The sequence below is a fragment of the Streptomyces rishiriensis genome (assembly GCF_003112535.1).
In the GTDB taxonomy this organism is placed as follows: domain Bacteria; phylum Actinomycetota; class Actinomycetes; order Streptomycetales; family Streptomycetaceae; genus Streptomyces; species Streptomyces rishiriensis.
The window spans coordinates 22,684-40,517 of sequence record NZ_BEWA01000040.1 but is presented as its reverse complement, the minus strand read 5'-3'; the positions used below and the strand labels follow the sequence as shown (position 1 = coordinate 40,517).

The following is a 17,834-nucleotide window of genomic DNA, read 5'->3' as shown; positions in this document are numbered from 1 at the left end:
TTCGGTGAGGACGGGGGGTTGCTGGAGCGGACGGAGTGGGCGCAGCCCGCGTTGTTCGCGGTCGAGGTGGCGTTGTTCCGTCTGGTGGAGTCGTTCGGGGTGCGTCCCGATTTCCTGATGGGGCATTCGGTCGGTGAGATCGCTGCCGCGCATGTGGCGGGTGTGTTCTCGTTGGAGGATGCGTGTGCTCTGGTGGTGGCGCGGGGTCGGTTGATGCAGGGGTTGCCGTCGGGCGGTGTGATGGTGGCGGTGGAGGCGGCCGAGGGTGAGGTGCTGCCGTTGGTGGAGGGCCGTCAGGCTGAGGTGTCGGTGGCTGCGGTGAACGGTCCGCGGGCGGTGGTGGTCGCGGGTGTCGAGGCGGCGGTGAGCGAGGTCGTCGGTCAGCTGAAGGCGCTTGGGCGGCGGGTGTCTCGTCTGCGGGTCTCGCACGCGTTCCATTCGCCGTTGATGGAGCCGATGCTGGAGGCCTTCCGCGAGGTCGCGGAGGGCATCTCCTACGGTTCCGCGCAGGTTCCGTTGGTGTCGAACGTGTCGGGGCGGCTCGCGGTGGAGGGCGAGTTGGCGTCGGCGGATTACTGGGTGCGGCATGTGCGGGAGGCGGTGCGTTTCGCCGACGGGATCGGTGTGCTGGCGTCCGAGGGCGTGACCCGGTTCCTGGAGATCGGCCCCGACGCCACCCTCACCGCACTCGCCCGTACCGCTCTCGGAGACGGTGTCCTCTGCGTTCCCGTGCAGCGCAAGGGCCGTCCCGAAGCCGACGGCTTGTTCGCGGCGATGGCCGCTCAGCACACCTGCGGACTTCCCGTCCGCTGGGACGGGATCTTCGCCGGCGTGCGCCCCGCGCCGCTGCCCACGTACGCCTTCCAGCGCACCCGGTACTGGCCCGAGGTGAAGAGGACGGCGCTTGCGGCGACGGCCGCGGTGACGGCCGGGGAGGCCGCGTTCTGGGCTGCCGTCGATCAGGGTGACACCGGTGAACTCGCCGGTGTCCTCGGCGTCGACGGCGGAGAGCTGGACGGTGTCGTGCCGGCGCTGGCGGAGTGGCGGCGTGCTCAGCTCGAGCGGACCGCCGTGGATTCGCTGCGCTACCACGTCCGTTGGGAGCGTCTGGCGACGGGCGGCGAGCGGGCGGTCAGCGGTCGGTGGCTGCTGCTGCAGGCCGGTGACGACGAGGCGCTGCCCGGCATCGAGGAGTTCGTGCCGGGGGTCGAGCGCGTCGTCTGCGCCGCCGGTGGGGAGCGCACGGTTCTGCGCGATCTGTTCGGCGCGGCCATGGCCGACGGCGTTCCCGTCGCCGGTGTGCTCTCGTGCCTGCCGGGTGTGGACAGCGCCCTGGCCCTGGTGCAGGGCCACGGCGACGCCGGGCTCAGCGCGCCGCTGTGGATCGTCACCAGCGGCGCCGTGGCCGTGGGAGCCGGGACCGAGGCCGCGGTCGAGCCCGGGGCGGCCTCCGTGTGGGGCCTCGGCCGGGTCGCCGCGCTCGAACACCCGGACGCCTGGGGCGGTTTGCTCGATCTGCCCGCACGGCCGGACCGACGCGCCCTCGCTCAGGCCGCCGCCGTTCTGCGGGCCGCCGACGAGGACCAGGTCGCGGTGCGCGGCGCCCAGGCCTACGCCCGCAGGCTCGTGCCCGCTCCCGTCCCCGCCGGCACGGGACAGTGGACGTCCCCGGAGCGCGTCCTGATCACCGGCGGCACCGGCGCCCTCGGTGCGCGTGTCGCGCACTGGGCCGTCACGCGCGGGGCGCGCGAACTGGTGCTGGCCGGCCGTCGTGGACCCCAGGCGCCCGGCGCGGACGAACTGCGCGCGCAACTCGCCGAGCTCGGCGCGCGGGTGTCCGTGGTGGCCTGCGACATGGGCGACCGGGACGCGGTCGAGCGACTCCTCGCCCAGCACCCCGTGGACGCGGTGCTGCACTGCGCGGGCGTGCTGGACGACGACGTCATCGCCGCCTACTCGCCCGACCGGCTCGCGGCCGTGCTGCGGGCCAAGTCCGTGGCCGCCGACCACCTCGACGAACTGACCCGTGACAGCGGCCTGTCGGCCTTCGTGACGTTCTCCTCGATCGCCGGCGTCTGGGGGAGCGGTGGACAGGCCGCGTACGCGGCCGCCAACGCCCACCTGGACGCGCTGGTCGAACGCCGTCGCGCCCGCGGCCTGGCCGGCACCTCCGTGGCCTGGGGGCCGTGGGGCGGCACCGGCATGGCCGCCGACGAGGAGGCGGCGAAGCTGCTGATCCGCAGGGGGCTGCGGCCGCTCGATCCCGCTGCCGCGCTGACCGCGCTCGAGTGCGCGCTGGCCGGCCGGGACACCACCGTGGTCGTCGCCGACGTGGACTGGGAGCGGTTCCTTGCCGCCTTCACCACCGGCCGCCCCAGCCCCCTGCTCGCCGTGCCGGCCGACACGGCCGCGGCCCCGGCCGCGGGCGGCGCCGCCCCGGAGGCGGGCAGCGCGCTGCGCGATCGCCTCGCGCCGCTCACCGCGGAGGAGCGCGAGGCCGGCCTGCTCGACCTGGTGTGCCGTCGTGCCGCCGCCGCGCTCGGCCACGCCGACCCGGCCGCGGTCACCGTGGGACGGGCGTTCCGCGAGATGGGCTTCGACTCGCTGACCGCGGTCGAACTGCGCAACGACCTGACCGCCGAGACCGGCGTCCCGCTGCCGACCACGCTGGTCTTCGACCATCCCACGCCGCTCGCCGTCGCCGAGCACCTCCGGGACGTGCTGTTCGGGACCGTGGAGGTCCGGCACGAGACGACGGCACGGGCCGCCGACACCGACCCCGTGGTCATCGTCGGCATGGGCTGCCGTCTGCCCGGTGGCATCGACGGCCCCGACCAGCTGTGGGAGCTGCTGGCCGCGGGCGGCGACACCGTCGGCGGGTTCCCCGAGGACCGCGGCTGGGACCTGACGTCCCTGCTCGAGGTCAGCGACACTCGTTCCGGCGGCTTTTTGACCCGGGCCTCCGCCTTCGACGCCGCGTTCTTCGGCATCAGCCCCCGCGAGGCTCAGGCGCTCGACCCGCAGCAGCGGCTGGTGCTGGAGACCTCCTGGGAGGCGCTGGAGTTCGCGGGCATCGATCCCACTGCCCTGAAGGGCTCGCGCACCGGCGTCTTCGTCGGCGCCGGCAGCTCCGGCTACGCCACCGGTCTGACGGAGATCCCCGAAGGCCTCGGCGGACATCTGCTGACCGGCCAGGCGGGCAGCGTGGTCTCCGGCCGCATCGCCTACTCCCTCGGACTCGAGGGCCCGGCCGTCACCGTCGACACCGCCTGCTCCTCCTCCCTGGTCGCCCTGCACCTGGCCGCGCAGTCGCTGCGGTCCGGCGAGAGCGACCTGGCCCTCGCCGGGGGCGTGACGGTCATGGCCGACCCGGGCGCCTTCGTCGAGTTCAGCCTTCAGGGCGGACTGGCCCCGGACGGCCGGTGCAAGGCGTTCTCCGAGGAGGCCGACGGCACCGGCTGGGCCGAGGGTGTCGGCATCCTCGTCGTGGAGCGGCTGTCCGACGCCCGGCGCAACGGTCACCGTGTGCTGGCCGTCGTCGAGGGGACCGCCGTCAACCAGGACGGCGCGTCCAACGGTCTGACCGCCCCCAACGGGCCGTCGCAGCAGCGGGTCATCCGGCAGGCGCTGGCGTCGGCGGGGCTGTCCCCGCAGGACGTGGACGCGGTGGAGGCGCACGGCACCGGCACCACCCTCGGCGACCCCATCGAGGCCCAGGCGCTGATCGCGGCCTACGGCCAGGACCGCGACGAGGACCGGCCGCTGTGGCTCGGCTCCGTCAAGTCCAACCTGGGCCACACCCAGGCCGCGGCCGGAGCCGTCGGCGTCATCAAGATGGTCCTCGCCCTGCGCAACGGAATGCTGCCGTCCACCTTGCACGCCGGCCGCCCCTCCTCCCGCGTCGACTGGAACACCGGCCGCGTCCGTCTCCTGGACGAGGCCGTGGCCTGGCACGCCGGCGACCGCACCCGCCGCGCCGGCGTCTCCGCGTTCGGCGTCTCCGGCACCAACGCGCACGTCATCCTCGCCGAACCGGCCGCTGCCGGGCACGAGCCGAGCGCTCCCCGCGCCGGCGGTACGGACCGTCAGGGGACCGCGCTGCCGTGGCTGCTGGCGGCGCGCAGCGCACCCGCCCTGCGCGACCAGGCGAGCCGGCTCCTCGCCCACCTGGAACAGCGCCCGCTCCTGGACGTCGCCGACGTCGCGCACGCCCTCGCCTTCACGCGTGCGCCGCTCGAACACCGCGCCGTCGTCACCGGTTCCGACCGGGCCTCGCTGCTGGCCGGACTGCGTGTGCTCGCCGCGGGCGGGACGAACCCCGCCGTGGTCACCGGGGACACCCTGAGCGGGGGCGGCACCGCGTTCCTGTTCGCCGGACAGGGCACCCAGCGCCCCGGGATGGGCCGCGGACTGCACGACGCTTTCCCCGTGTACGCCGACGCCTTCGAGGCCGTCTGCGGGCACTTCGACGGACTCCTCGCGCGGCCTCTGGCCGAAGTGGTGCACGAGGGCGACGCGGACACCCTGAACCGCACCGAGTACGCCCAGCCCGCCCTGTTCGCCGTGGAGGTCGCCCTCTTCCGCCTCCTGGAGTCGTTCGGGGCGCGGCCCACCCACCTGATCGGGCACTCCGTGGGCGAGATCGCCGCCGCCCACGTGGCCGGGGTGTTCAGCCTGCCCGACGCCTGCCGCCTGGTCGCGGCCCGCGGCCGGCTGATGCAGGCGCTGCCCGAGGGCGGCGCGATGATCGCCCTCCAGGCCTCCGAGGACGAGGTGCTGCCGCTGCTCGCCGGGCGGGAGAACGCCATCGGCGTGGCCGCCGTCAACGGACCCCGGTCCGTGGTCGTGTCCGGTGACGAGGACGCCGCTCTCGCCGTCGCCGCCCACTTCGCGGAGCAGGGCCGCAAGACCACCCGGCTGCGGGTGAGCCACGCCTTCCACTCACCGCGCATGCAGCCGATGCTCGACGACTTCCGGGCCGTGGCGGACACCGTCGCGTACTCCGAGCCCCGCGTCCCCCTCGTCTCCGACCTCACCGGCCGCGTCGCCGAACCCGGCCTGCTGACGGACGCCGCGTACTGGGTGCGGCACGTGCAGCACGCCGTACGGTTCGCCGACGCCGTCGCCGCCCTGGAGGAGCAAGGCGTCGCGCGCCTCGTCGAACTCGGCCCCGACACCACCCTGACCGCCCTGGCCCAGGGATCCTGGCAGGACGGCGCGCCCCTCGCCGTGCCCACGCTGCGCGACGACCGCGACGAGGCGGAGACGTTCCTGACCGCGGTCGGCGCCCTGCACGCCCACGGCGCGCCCGTCGACCGGCGCGCCGTGCTCGACGCCACCGCGCCCGGCGCCCGCCCGGTGGAGCTGCCCACCTACGCCTTCCAGCACCGGCCGTACTGGATCGAGGCCGGGGCCGCCGGCGGCGACCCGGCCGCCGCCGGACTCATGCCCGCGGACCACCCCCTGCTCGGCGCGGTCGTCCCGTCCGCCGTCGACGACTCCGTGCTGTTCACCGGCCGCCTCGGCACCCGTGCCGCGAGCTGGCTCGCCGCACACCGCATCGGCGGCACGGCCGTCGTCCCGAGCACCGCCTTCCTCGAACTCGCCCTCGCCGTCGGCGCCCACGCGGGCTGCCCGCAGGTTCGGGAACTGGTCCTGGAACGCCCGCTGTCCCTGCCCGAGCACGACGGCGTCGCTCTGCAGATCCGCGTGGAGGCGCCCGACGCCCGTGGTGATCGTGCCTTCGCCGTCCATGCCCGCCCGGCCGCCGGCACCGGCGCCCCGTGGAACCGGCACGCCGCCGGTGTCCTCACGGCGCAGACCGAACCAGTGCCGGACCACGACCTGACGACATGGCCGCCGCCCGGCGCCGAGGAACTGGACACCGAGGGGCTGTACACGCGGCTGCGGGAGGCCGGTCTCGACTACGGGCCCGTCTTCCAGGGCCTGTCGGCAGCCTGGCGGGACCGGACCGCCGTGTACGCCGAGGTCGCGCTCCCCGAGTCCGCCACGGCCGACGCCGGCCGCCACGACCTGCACCCGGCCCTGCTCGACGCCGCCCTGCACCCGTTGGGCCTCGGGGCGTTCGACGGCCTGGGCGAGGGACGCATGCTGTTCTCCGCGGGCGCGGTCCGGCTGTTCGCCACCGGCGCCACGACGCTGCGCGTCCGCCTGGAGCGCACCGGAGCGGACACGCTGTCCCTCACCGCCGCCGACGCGGTCGGCGACCCCGTCCTGACCGTCGGATCGCTGCTGCTGCGGCCGGTGCCCGGAGCGCCCACGGCCTCCGCGGCCGCCACCCGCCCCGAGACCGCGCCCGTCACGGAACCGGGCCGCCGCCGGGCCGCCGCCCGTACCCAGCCCCCCGGCAGCCTCCTCGAACGGCTGGCCGGCCGGCCGGCCGCGGAACGCGAGCGCTCACTCCTCGCCACCGTGCGGGACCGGGTCGCCGCCGTGCTCGGCCACAGCGGTCCCGACGAGGTCGAACCCGCCAGGCCCTTCACCGATCTCGGACTCACCTCCCTGACCGCGGTCGAACTGCGCAACGGGCTCAGCGCGGCCCTCGGCGTCACCCTGCCCGCCACCCTCGTCTTCGACCACCCGACGCCGGCCGTCCTCGCCCGGCACCTCGCCGACGACCTGTTCGGCGCCGTCGTCACCGGCGTGCCCGCCCGCGTCCGCCGCGCCGTCGACGACGACCCGATCGCGGTCGTCGGCATGGCCTGCCGCTATCCCGGCGGCATCGCCGGTCCCGAGGACCTGTGGGACCTGGTGCGCGCCGGAGTGGACGGCATCTCGCCCCTGCCCACCGACCGCAACTGGAACCCCGAGAGGCTCTACCACCCCGACCCCGACCACCCCGGCACGGTCTACACCCGGGAAGGCGGGTTCCTCCACGACGCCAGCAGCTTCGACCCGGCGTTCTTCGCGATCAGTCCGCGCGAGGCCCTCGCCATGGACCCCCAGCAGCGACTGCTCCTCGAGGTGTCCTGGGAGGCCCTGGAGCGCGCCGGCGTCGACCCCGTCGCCGCCCGCGGCTCCGACACCGGCGTCTTCGCCGGCGTCACCTACCAGGACTACGTGACGATCCTCGCCGCCTCCGACGACAACTTCGAGGGCTACGTGGGCACCGGCAACTCGCCCAGCGTGCTGTCCGGCCGCATCTCCTACGCCCTCGGTCTGGAAGGCCCGGCCGTCTCCGTCGACACCGCCTGCTCCTCCTCCCTCGTCGCCCTGCACCTGGCCGCGCAGTCCCTGCGGCAGGGAGAGTGCGAACTCGCCCTGGCCGGCGGTGTCACCGTGATGTCGACGCCGGGTTCGCTCATCGAGTTCAGCCGCCAGCGCGCTCTCGCGGAGGACGGCCGCTGCAAGCCGTTCTCCGCGGACGCCGACGGCGCGAGCTGGGCCGAGGGCGTCGGCATGATCGTCCTGGAACGCCTCTCCGACGCGCGCCGCAACGGTCACCAGGTGCTCGCCGTCGTCAGCGGCTCCGCCCTCAACCAGGACGGCGCGTCCAACGGTCTGACCGCCCCCAACGGGCCGTCGCAGCAGCGGGTCATCCGGCAGGCGCTGGCGTCGGCGGGGCTGTCCCCGCAGGACGTGGACGCGGTGGAGGCGCACGGCACCGGCACCACCCTCGGCGACCCCATCGAGGCCCAGGCGCTGATCGCGGCCTACGGCCAGGACCGCGACGAGGACCGGCCGCTGTGGCTCGGCTCGCTGAAGTCCAACATCGGGCACAGCCAGGCCGCCGCGGGCGTCGGCGGCGTCATCAAGATGGTCATGGCCCTGCGCGAAGGGATCCTGCCGCGCACCCTGTACGCGGACGACCCGACCCCGCACGTCGACTGGAGCGCCGGCCGGGTCCGGCTGCTGAGCGAGGAACAGCCCTGGCCCGTCACCGGCCGCGCCCGCCGCGCCGGGGTGTCCTCCTTCGGCATGAGCGGCACCAACGCGCACGTCATCGTCGAGCAGGCCCCCGACGCGCCGGCGCTGCCCGTCGAGCGGACCGCGCTGCCCGCCGTCCCCGTGCTGCTGTCGGCCCGCACGCCCGCCGCGCTGCGCGCCCAGGCCGTCCGGCTGCGCGCCCACCTGCGCGCCCGGCCCGGCACATCGCTCACCGACCTCGGCTACACCCTCGCCGTCGGACGTGCCTCCTTCGCCCACCGCGCCGCCGTCCTGGCCGACGACGCGGACCAGCTCGACGAGACGCTCGCCGCGCTCGCCGCCGACGGACCGCTCACCGCGCCCGCGGTGCTCGGCGCGGCCGTCCCCGGAGGCGACGAACCCGTGCTCGTCTTCCCGGGACAGGGCGCCCAGTGGATCGGCATGGCCCGCGAACTCCTCGACGAGTCACCGGTGTTCGCCGAATGGATCGACCGTTGCGAGCGGGCGCTCGCCCCGCACGTCGACTGGTCCCTGACAGGGGTGCTGCGCGCCGACGAGGACGGCGCCGACCTCGGCCGCGTCGATGTCGTCCAGCCCGCCCTGTGGGCCGTCATGGTGGCGACCGCCGCCCTGTGGCGAGCCCACGGCGTCCGTCCGGCTGCCGTCGTCGGACACTCCCAGGGCGAGATCGCGGCCGCGTGCGTCGCCGGCGCCCTGAGTCTCGAGGACGGCGCCCGCGTCGTCGCCCTGCGCAGCCGGGCCATCACCGGCATCGCCGGCACCGGCGGCATGATGTCCGTGCCGCTGCCGGCCGACGACACCCGCGCCCGCATGGCGCCATGGGCGGACCGGCTCGCCGTCGCGGCCGTCAACGGACCCGCGTCCGTCGTCGTCTCCGGCGAGGCCGCCGCTCTGGACGAACTGCACGTCGCCCTCACCGGTGACGGCATCCGGGCCCGCAAGGTCAACGTGGACTACGGGTCGCACTCCGCACAGGTCGAGGCGATCCGGGACACCGTCCTCGCCGCCCTGGACGGCATCACGCCGCGGGAGGCGGACATCCCCTTCCGCTCCTCCCTCACCGGCGACTGGCTCGACACCACCGGGCTGACCGCCGACTACTGGTATGCCAACCTGCGCGAGACCGTCCGCTTCGAGGAGGCCGTGCGCGGCCTGATCGCCGCCGGACACCGCACCTTCATCGAGGTCGGACCGCATCCCGTGCTCGCGGTCGGCCTGCGTGACACCCTCGACGCGGCCGGAGCGGACGGTGCCGTCCTCGGCTCCCTGCGACGCGACCGGGGCGACCTCAGGCAGTTCCTCAACGCGCTCGCCGAGGCCCATGTGCACGGCGTCGGCATCGACTTCGAAGCCCTCTTCGCCAGCACCGGCGCCACCCGCACCGACCTGCCCACCTACCCGTTCGAACACCGGCGTTACTGGCCGACGCTGCGGGAGGCGGTCGCCGCCGACCTCGCCGCCGACGGCGGGCTCACGGCCGACTCCGTCGAGGCCCGCTTCTGGCAGACCGTGGAGCAGGAGGACCTGGAGAGCCTGACCGACGCCCTCGACCTGCCCGCCGACGCCCCGCTCAGCACCGTGCTGCCCGCACTGGGCAACTGGCGGCGCGCCCGCCGGGCACTGGCCACCACCGACGCCTTGCGCTACCGCGTCGCCTTCACGCCGCTCGACCCCGGCCCGGCCGCCGCCCTCACCGGAACCTGGCTGCTGCTCGCCCCCGCCGACGCCGCCGGCCACACCGCGGTCGCCGACGCGGTCGCCGACGCGCTGGCCGCGGGCGGCGCCCGCACGGTCCGGCGGATCGTCCTGCCGGACGGCGGCGCCGACCGGGCCGCGCTCGCGGGCCTCCTCACGGCCGACGAGGGCACGGGACGCATCGACGGCCTGCTCTCCCTGCTCGCACTCGACACCCGCGACCACCCCGCCCACCCGGCAGTCCCGGTCGGTCTCGCCTCGACGCTCGCCCTGGTGCAGGCGCTCGGCGACCTCGGCGTCGACGCACCCCTGTGGTGCGCGACCCGCGGCGCCGTCGCGGTGGGCGCGGCCGATCCCGCGCCGGACGCCGCCCAGGCCCTCGTCTGGGGCTTCGGCCGGGTCGCCGCCATGGAGCACGCCGAGCGCTGGGGCGGCCTGATCGACCTGCCCGCCGACCTCGACGCCCGCTCCGCCACCCGCCTGACCGCCGTCCTCGCCGCCCCCGGCCAGGAGGACCAGATCGCGCTGCGCGCCACGGGCGCCCACGGCCGGCGGCTCGTCCACGCCCCGGGCGCGGACACCCCCGCCGAGCACTGGCGGCCCCGCGGCACCGTCCTGGTCACCGGCGGCACGGGAGCCCTGGGCGGTCACGTCGCCCGTTGGCTCGCCGACCGCGGCGCGACCCGTCTCGTGCTGGCCGGCCGCCGCGGCGCCGACGCGCCCGGCGCCGTCGACCTGCGGGACGAACTCACCGCCCGCGGAGTCGACGTCACCCTCGCGGCCTGTGACGTGTCCGACCGGAGCGCCCTCGCCGGCCTGCTCGCCGCGATCCCCGCGGAGCTGCCCCTGGACGCGGTGTTCCACATCGCCGGCGCCCTCGACGACGGTGTGATCGAATCGCTCGGCGTCGACCGCATGGAACCGGTCCTGCGCGGCAAGGCCGCCGCCGCCCGGGCCCTGCACGAACTCACCCGCGACCTCGACCTCTCCGCCTTCGTCATGTTCTCCTCCACCGCGGGCGTCCTGGGCGGCGCGGGGCTCGGCAACTACGCTCCCGGCAACGCGTATCTCGACGCCCTCGCCGCCGAACGCCGTGCCGCCGGCCTTCCCGCCACGGCCGTCTCCTGGGGCCTGTGGGCCGAGGGCGGCATGGTGGGAGACGCCGCCGGCGACCGCATGCGCCGTTACGGAGTGCACCCCATGGGCACCGCCGAGGCCTGCGAGGCCCTCGGCCGCGCCCTCGACCTCGGCGACACCCACGTCGTCGTCACCGACCTGCGCTGGGACACCTACGCGCTGTCCTTCACCGCCCCGCGGCCGACCCGCCTCCTTGACGAACTGCCCGCCGCACGACGAGCGTTGCAGGCCGCGCCGCAGGACGCGAAGGATGCCGCCGAGGTGTCGTCGCTCCACGCCCACCTGACGGCCCTGCCCGACTACGAACGGGCCGGCGCCGCCCTGGAGATCGTGCGCGGACACGTCGCGAGCGTCCTCGGATACCCCTCGGCCGACGCCGTCGAACCCGAACGTCCCTTCACCGACCTCGGCATCGACTCGCTCAGCGCCATAGAACTGCGCAACGGCATGAACCGCGTCACCGGCCTGCGCCTGCCGAGCACCCTCGTCTTCGACCATCCCGACTGCCGGGCCCTGGCCGACTTCCTGCTCACCCAGGTCGCCGACGACACCGCGCCCGCCGCGCCGGACGAAGCCCCGCGCCGCACCCCGGTCGACGACGACCCGATCGCCATCGTCGCCATGGGGTGCCGGTTCCCCGGCGGCATCAGCACCCCCGACCAGCTGTGGCGGATGCTCCTGGACGGTGAGGAGGGCCTCGTCCCCTTCCCCGAGGACCGCGGCTGGGATCTCGACGCGCTCTACCACCCCGAGCCCGGGAAGGCCGGCGCCGTCTACACCCGGACCGGCGGATTCCTCGACGACGCGGGCGGATTCGACCCGGCGTTCTTCAACATCTCGCCCCGCGAGGCCGTGGCGATGGACCCGCAGCAGCGGCTCCTGCTGGAAATGGCGTGGGAGACGTTCGAGCGGGCGGGGATCGATCCGCGGTCGCTGCGCGGCAGCCGGACCGGTGTGTTCGCCGGCACCAACGGCCAGGACTACACCGGCATGCTCGCCGCCTCCGGCGAGGACTTCGAGGGCTACATGCTCACCGGCAACGCCGCCAGCGTCGTCTCCGGCCGGCTGTCCTACACCTTCGGGCTGGAAGGCCCGGCGGTCACCGTCGACACCGCCTGCTCCGCCTCCCTGGTGGCCCTGCACCTCGCCGCGCAGTCCCTGCGCAGCGGCGAATGCGACCTCGCCCTCGCCGGCGGCGTCACGGTCATGGCCTCACCCGGTCTGTTCGTGGACTTCAGTCGTCAGCAGGGGCTGGCGGTGGACGGTCGGTGCAAGGCGTTCGCGGAGGCGGCGGACGGGACGGGGTTCTCGGAGGGTGGTGGTCTGCTGTTGGTGGAGCGGTTGTCGGATGCGCGTCGGCTGGGGCATCCGGTGTTGGCGGTGGTGCGGGGTTCGGCGGTGAATCAGGACGGTGCGTCGAACGGGTTGAGTGCGCCGAACGGTCCGTCGCAGCAGCGGGTGATCCGGGCGGCGTTGGCGGATGCGGGTGTGTCGGCGGTGGATGTGGATGTGGTGGAGGCGCACGGGACGGGGACGCGGTTGGGTGATCCGATCGAGGCGCAGGCGGTGTTGGCGACCTATGGTCAGGGTCGTGAGGCGGGGCGGCCGTTGTGGTTGGGGTCGGTGAAGTCGAATGTGGGTCATACGCAGGCGGGCGCCGGTGTGGCGGGTGTGATGAAGATGGTGCTGGCGATGCGGTCGGGTGTGGTGCCGGCGACGTTGCATGTGGATGAGCCGTCGTCGCATGTGGACTGGTCGGCCGGTGCGGTGGAGCTGGTGACGGGGGCGCGGGTCTGGGAGGAGGAGGCGGGGCGTCCGCGGCGTGCGGGTGTGTCGTCGTTCGGTATCAGCGGCACCAACGCGCACGTCATCCTGGAGGGCGTCGCCGACGAACCGCACGACACGTCCGACGCCGACGACACCGACACCCCGGCCGCCCCCTGGGTCCTCACCGCACGCAGCCGTGACGCCCTGCGCGACCAGGCCGCCCGACTCCTCGAGCACCTGCGGGAGTCGCCCGGCACCGGCACCGCCGACATCGGCCTGTCACTCGCCGCGACCCGCACCGCCTTCGAACACCGCGCCGTCGTCCTCGGCGCCGACCGGGCGGCGCTGACCGACGGACTGCGGCTGATCGCCTCCGGCGAGAGCGGACCGCACACGGTCACCGGCGTCCGCCGCGGTGAGGGCAGGACCGCCTTCCTCTTCTCCGGGCAGGGCGCCCAGCGCCCGGGCATGGGACGCGGACTGTACGAAGCGTTCCCGGTCTACGCGGACGCCTTCGACGCCGTCTGCGCCCACCTCGGCGACGAACTGCGCGACCTCGTCCTCGGCGGCGAAGCCGAGCAGCTGAACCGCACCGAGTGGACCCAGCCCGCGCTGTTCGCCGTGGAAGTGGCCCTGTACCGGCTGCTGGAGTCGTGGGGCGTCCGCCCGGACCACGTCGCCGGCCACTCCGTCGGCGAGATCGCCGCGGCCCATGTCGCCGGCGTGTTCTCCCTCCAGGACGCCTGCGCCCTGGTCGCCGCCCGCGGCCGGCTGATGCAGGAACTCCCCTCAGGGGGCGCGATGTTCGCGGTCGAAGCCACCGAGGACGAGGTACGGCCCCTGCTGGAGGGGCTCCGCGACGCGGGCATCGCCGCGGTGAACGGCCCGCGCTCGGTGGTCGTCTCCGGCGCCGAGGACTCGGTCACCCGCATCGCCGCGCGCCTCGCCGCCGACGGACGACGCACCACCCGGCTGCGGGTCAGCCACGCCTTCCACTCCCCGCTCATGGATCCGATGCTCGACGCGTTCCGCGAGGTCGCCGCGAGCATCGCGTACGAGGCGCCCCGGATGGCGGTGGTCTCCCACGTCACCGGCACCGCCGCCGGCGCCGAACTCCAGGACCCCGAGTACTGGGTGCGCCATGTGCGGGAGGCCGTCCGCTTCGCCGACGGCGTCCGCTGGCTCGCCGAGCACGGTGTCGACCGGTTCCTGGAGGTCGGCCCCGACGGCACCCTCACCGCGATGGCGCAGAGCTGCCTGCCGGACGCCGAAGGCGCCCTCCTCGTGCCGTCGCTGCGCAAGGACCGTGCCGAGCGCGAGACGCTGCTCGACGCCGTCGCCCAGGCCTTCGCGCACGGCCTGCCGGTGGACTGGCCGCGACTGTTCGACGGCGCCGCCGCCCGCACCGTACAGCTGCCCACGTACCCCTTCCAGCGCCGGCGCTTCTGGCCGGGTCCGCCCCAGCTCCTCGGCGACGTCACCTCCGCGGGGCTGGGCGCGAGCAGCCATCCCCTGCTGGGCGCGGCCGTGGAACTGGCCGACGGCGACACCCAGGTCCTCACCGGCCGGCTCGCGCTCGGCAACAGCCCGTGGCTCAAGGATCACGCGCTCACCAGCACCGCCCTGTTCCCGGCGACCGGGTTCCTCGACCTGGCCCTGCACGCCGGCGCACAGACCGGCTGCGAACAGGTCGCGGAGCTGACGATCCTGGCCCCGCTCACCCTGCCCGCCCAGGGCGGTGTCCAGGTCCAGGTGCGGGTCGAGGCCCCGGACGCCACCGGCGCCCGCCCCCTGACCGTGCACGGCCGGCCCGACGACGCCGAGGCCGGCACACCGTGGACCCTGCATGCCGGCGGTCTGCTCACCGCCGCAGCCGAACCGGCGGCCGCACCGTACGACTTCACCGTCTGGCCGCCCGAGCGCGGCACGGAGGTCCCGCTCGACGGCTTCTACGAGGCCTTCGCCGACCGCGGCCACCTCTACGGCCCGCTGTTCCAGGGGCTGACCCGGGTCTGGACGCGCGGCGAGGAGGTGTTCGCCGAGGTCGAGCTGCCCGCGGACGCCGCCCCGGCCGCCGACGCCTTCGACCTGCACCCGGCCCTGCTCGACGCCGCGCTGCACGCCGTGATGTTCGTGCCCATGAAGGACGCCGGACGGCTGCCGTTCTCGTGGAGCGATGTGCGCCTGGACGCCGTCGGCGCGTCGGCGCTGCGGCTGCGGATGGTCCAGGAGGGTCCGGAGGCCGTCGGCCTCGCCCTCGCCGACCCGACGGGCCGCCCCGTCGGCTCCGTCGGCTCGCTCACCCTGCGCGAGCTGACCGGCGATCTGGCGGGCTCCACCGTCGGCGCCCCGGACCGTCAGGGCCTGTACGAACTGGACTGGCAGCCGGTGGCCGCGGCGGACGCCGTCGCCCCGGCCGCGTGGACGATCGTCGGCGCGGACGAGGCGCAGGCACTGGCCGACGCCCTGCGCGCCGCCGGTCACACCGTGCGCCGCGTCCCCGGCCTCGACGCCCTGGCGGAGGCCGGGGACGCGCCCGACACCGTCCTGTACTCCGTGCCCGTCTCGGCGGACGTCCAGGGCGACGCCGCCGACCTCGCCGACGCGACCCGCGCGACCCTCGCCGAGGCGCTCGCCGTCGTCCGGCAGTGGGCGGAGGACCCGGTGTTCGCGCACGCCCGGCTCGCCGTCGTCACCCGTGACGCCGTCCCCGCAGGCCCCCGGCCTGCCGACCCGGCGCAGGCGGCGGTCTGGGGCCTCGTGCGGGCCGCCCGCACCGAGAACCCGGGCCGTTTCGTCCTCGCCGACACCGACGGCGGCGACGCCTCGGCGGTGGCACTGCCGGCCGCGCTCGGCGACGACGCGTTCGAACTCGTCGTCCGGGACGGGACGGTGGCCGCACCGCGCATCGTCCCGCTGGCCGCCGACCGTGCCCTTCTGCCGCCCGCCGGCACCGCCGCCTGGCGGCTCGGCGTGGAACGCAAGGGCAGTCTGGACGGCCTGCGTCTCGAGGCCTGCCCGGAGGTCGATGCGCCGCTCGCCCCCAACGAGGTGCGCATCTCGATGCGCGCCGCCGGCGTCAACTTCCGCGACGTCCTCACCGCGCTCGGCATGTACCCCGGCGACGCCACCGCGATCGGCCTGGAGGGCGCCGGCGTGGTCACCGGGGTCGGCGCCGACGTGACCGTCCTCGCCCCCGGAGACCGGGTGATGGGCATGTTCGCCGGCGCCTTCGGGCCCGTCGCGGTCGCCGACGCCCGGATGGTCACACGGATCCCGAAGGGCTGGAGCTTCGCCGAGGCCGCGACCGTCCCCATCGCCTACCTCACCGCCTACTACGCGCTGGTCGACCTGGGCGGGCTCGAGCCCGGCGAGAGCGTTCTCGTGCACGCGGCGGCCGGCGGCGTCGGCTCGGCCGCCGTCCAGCTCGCCCGGCACCTCGGCGCCGAGGTCTACGGAACCGCGTCACCCGCGAAGTGGGATGCGCTGCGCGCCGCCGGTCTCGACGACGCCCACACCGCCTCCTCGCGCGACCTCGGCTTCGAGGAGCGGCTGCGCACCGCCACCGACGGCCGCGGTTTCGACGTCGTCCTCGACTCGCTGGCCCGGGAGTTCGTCGACGCCTCCCTGCGGCTGCTGCCGCGCGGCGGCCGCTTCCTGGAGATGGGCAAGACCGACATACGCGACGCCGGACAGGTCGCCGCCGGCCATCCCGGCGTCGTCTACCGGGCGTTCGACCTGGTCGAGGCCGGCCCCGACCGGATCGGCGAGATCCTGGCCGACCTGGCCGACCTGTTCGGGCGCGGCGTGCTCAGGCCGCTGCCGATGGCCGTGTGGGACGTACGCCGGGCGCCCGACGCGTTCCGGTTCGTCAGCCAGGCACGGCACATCGGCAAGGTCGTGCTGACCCTGCCGACCGAGCCCGACCCGGCCGGCACGGTCCTGCTGACCGGCGGACTCGGCGGACTCGGCCGCATCACCGCCCGTCACCTCGTCGCCGAGCACGGTGTACGCCACCTGCTGATCGCCGGCCGGCGCGGCCCGGACGCGCCGGGCGCCGCCGAACTGCGCGACGAACTCGCCCGGCTGGGAGCCGACGTCACGGTGGCCGCGTGCGACGTGGCCGACCGCACCGCGCTCGCCGCGCTCCTCGCGGGCATCCCCGCCGACCGGGCCCTGACGGCCGTGATCCACACCGCGGGCGTCCTCGCGGACGGCGTGCTGTCCTCGATGACACCCGACCGACTGGACGAAGCACTGCGTCCCAAGGCCGACGCCGTGGTCGCGCTGCACGAACTGACCCGCGACCTCGACCTCGCCCGGTTCGTGGTCTTCTCCTCCGTCGCCGGCACGTTCGGCGGCGCGGGACAGGCCAACTACTCGGCCGCCAACGCCTTCCTGGACGCCTTCGCACACCACCGGCGCGCCCAGGGCCTGCCCGCCGTGTCGCTCGCCTGGGGCACCTGGCTGCCCGAGGCGGGCATGACCGGAGAACTCGGCGACGCCGACCGCGAACGGCATGCCCGTACCGGCATGACGCCGCTCGACGCCACCGCCGGCATGCGGCTCCTGGACGCCGCCGCCGGCAGCGACCGGGCCGCACTGCTGCCGATGGATCTGGACCCGGCCGCGCTGCGCGAACACCACGACGTCCTGCCGGTGCTCCTGCGCGGCCTGGTCCGCACCCCCGCCCGGCGCCGCGCCGCGGCCGCCGGGACGGCACCCGTCGCGGGGGCCCCGCAGTCGCTGGCCGACCGGCTGGCTCCGCTGCCCTCCGCGGACCGCGACCAGCTCCTCCTCGACGTGGTCGCCGAGCAGGCCGCCGCCGTCCTCGGACACGGCTCGGCGGCCGACATCGATCCCGAACAGACCTTCAAGGAGCTGGGCTTCGACTCGCTGACGGCGGTCGAGCTGCGCAACCGGCTCGGCGCCGCCACCGGCCTGCGGCTGCCCGCCACCCTCGTCTTCGACTACCCGACCGCCCAGGCCCAGGTCCGGTACCTGCTGAACGAACTGTCCCTGCCCGAGCCGCCCGGCACCGCGCAGGCCCTCCTCGCGGAGATGGACCGCCTGGAGACCTCCCTGACGGACGCCGACATGGCCGGTGAGGACCACGAGAAGGTCACCGCCCGGCTGCGCGAGCTGCTCTCCCGCTGGCAGGGCGAGCCCCTCGCGGCCGCCGCCGTCCCCGCCGCACGGGACGAGGAGCTCGCCGACGTCGAGACGGCGGGCGACCTCTTCGACCTGATCGACCGGGAGCTGGGGGACGCATGAGCACCCCGCAGGTCCTCGGCACGCACCCGACGCCCCGGCCCCGCCCGGTTCAA

The 17,834-nt window shown here is 75.3% G+C and carries 1 protein-coding gene; it reads left to right on the top strand.

Features of this window, described 5'->3' with window-relative positions:
* On the top strand, positions 1 to 17,781 hold a 17,781-nt coding region (locus tag Sri02f_RS42355), incomplete at its 5' end, for a type I polyketide synthase (protein WP_218029938.1).
* Positions 17,782 to 17,834: the final 53 nt, after the last annotated feature.